Genomic DNA, 2,377 nt, shown 5'->3' with positions numbered 1-2,377 from the left:
GATAACAATTCCTCAGATAATAACTCATCATAATTTTCAGGAGCGATCGCTTTTACATCCTGAACTGTTTCTGGTATTTTTTCTTCAGTCATTTCTAGAAGTAGCGTTTCTGCATTTTCTAAGGAAATATTACCAGACTGTAATTGATATAAGATATTTTCTTCTTCTGTTAACTGACTCTGCTTCTTATCAAATGATTCCTGTTTATTACCTTCACCTCCTGCAAAACTTGATAGAATCAAATTTTTCACCTCAGGTTGATTAAAGGTTATTTCTTGCATTTCTACTTCTTTGGGAAGCACCTCTTGTAATTTTTTTCTAATATCTGAAATTAAGTATTTCTTTAAAGTAACTAGAGACAACCTTGGTTTTTCTGCTATTTCATTAGCAATTTTTCTGGCAAACTTTAGCACTTCCTTTCTAGGTAAAACTGGAAAAGGAATTCCCCGCTTTTCTAATTCTTTCCCACGATAATTGCGGGCGGTGTACACCATTTCTTGTCCTAGTTCTAACCCTAGCTTTTTAAGTAATATAAATACTGCTCCAGCTCCAGGAATAAAACCATATTTCAGAAAGTTACTGGCATAAAAACTTTCTTGACTCAGCACAAGTAAATCTGCATATAAACCTATAGCAAAACCACCGCCTAATGCGTGACCTTCTATAGCAGCAATAACAGGTATCGGACAATTTAGTGCCAAAGTTAATAGCTCAGTAATTTTCTCAACAGAAAAGTTATCTTCTGTTTGAAAAGTTGACATTAACTGTTCGCCACTAACACCAGTGCCAAAGTAATTATTAGTTCCTGCCAATATAACTACTTTATAGTTCTTATTCTCTCTAACTGCTTGAAAACATTGAAATAATCCTGTCACCATTTCCTGGGAAAAATTATTTCTGTTCTCCTCATCATTCATAGTGATTTGAACAACACCATTTCCCAACTCCACCAGTTGTGCCTTAGAATTACCCTTAACTGAGTCCTGATTAAAATTCAACTTTGCCATGGAAACACCCCCTCTTGTATAAATAGTCTAATTTTTTCGCGAAAAGCAGGTTTTACCATCATACTACAAGACGTATTTACAACTAAATCTTGAGTTTCTTCTTGAATAATCCATAATTTATTCATCAAGTCTTTTAACTCTTTGACTCCGGATGATTCTAAATATCTTAGACGTCGAATATATTGATTAATTGACTTATTAGTATCCTCATTATATTCATCAACTAACCCCCAGTTATAAGCCTCTGATGCTGAAATTGGTTGAGTTGTTAGTGATAAACGTTGAGCTTTTTGGAACCCTACTCGACGAATCAAAAATGGCAATACACAAGCAGGTAACAAGCCAAATAAAAGTTCAGATAAAACGAAGGTAGCAGTTTGATCCGCAACAACTATATCGCTAGCTGCTACCAAACCCACACCTCCTGCTTGCACCCTCCCACGGACTCTTGATAAAATCACTTTGCTACTTTGATACATCTGTTTCAAGATGTTGTAGTAACTGTGCATATTCTGTTTTGGATCAAGTTCCCTTCCATCTGCTACTTCTTGAAAATCCATCCCCGTACAAAACACATCAGGTAGTCCTTCTAGAATCACTACTTTAACTGTTTCTTCTGCTTCAGCAGCTTGTAAAGCTAACAATAATTCTTGGGCTAGTTCGGGATTAATGCTATTGTTAGCGTCAGGTCGATATATCTGAATTCTTTGTACAGCAGGCTGATAATTAACTTTTAGGGTTTGATAGTAGTCCATAGCTATAAATTTATATTATCGATGAAATTCATTGATTTTTGTGGGGACTAAAGGATTAGGTTATTTTCCTTGTTTGATTTTGGCAATTATTTGATTTGCCTCTTGAGCAGTTAAATTTTTACTTGCTACTTGACTCAGGATTGAGCGTATTTTTTGTCTTACGTCTTCCTGCGATTGTGCAGGTAAGTCTTGATTTATTGGAGCTTCTTTTGAAGTAATTTGATTGCCCTGAGACAATTTATTGCCATTTTGAGAAGGCTTTATTTCACTACTAATATATTGGACTAAATCTAATAAAGTCGGATAATCATATAATTTGGTAGCTTTCATGTTTAAATTATAAGTTGCATTTATGCTTGCTATCCATTCAACTCCGACTATAGAATCTAACCCTAAATCAACAAATTTTTGGTCTTCTTCTATTTCACTAATATCTGCATACAAAGCTTCTGCTAAACTTTCTTTTAGACTAGCTTTAAGTTCAGCCAAATTAACATCAAAGTTATCTGCTCTTAAAGTATTTTCACCTTCCAAAATATTTTCAGATTCATCTGCAATTCTTTCTGATAATGTTTTTTGAACGTAAGGTATATCTCGTAAATAGGGAGATTTTAA

At 34.4% G+C, this 2,377-nt stretch carries 3 protein-coding genes; all 3 read right to left on the bottom strand.

What is annotated here, in order from left to right; genetic code table 11:
- The coding region (locus tag F6K13_RS28775; RefSeq protein ID WP_287289257.1) for a polyketide synthase at positions 1-1,007 on the bottom strand (1,007 nt) is incomplete at its 3' end.
- Positions 995-1,762 carry an enoyl-CoA hydratase/isomerase gene (locus tag F6K13_RS28770; RefSeq protein WP_124155959.1) on the bottom strand — a complete coding sequence of 256 codons (768 nt, stop codon included), beginning with the start codon at positions 1,760-1,762 and terminating at the stop codon, positions 995-997. The genes F6K13_RS28775 and F6K13_RS28770, both read right to left, overlap by 13 nt.
- 60 nt (positions 1,763-1,822) lie before the next feature.
- Positions 1,823-2,377, bottom strand: a 555-nt coding sequence (locus F6K13_RS28765; RefSeq protein ID WP_287289255.1) for an acyl carrier protein, incomplete at its 5' end; no start/stop codon positions are given.

The sequence above is a fragment of the Okeania sp. SIO2B9 genome (genome assembly GCF_010672505.1).
GTDB lineage: Bacteria > Cyanobacteriota > Cyanobacteriia > Cyanobacteriales > Microcoleaceae > Okeania > Okeania hirsuta.
Note: the sequence above shows the minus strand (reverse complement) of the source record. Positions and strands in the feature narration are given on the sequence as shown.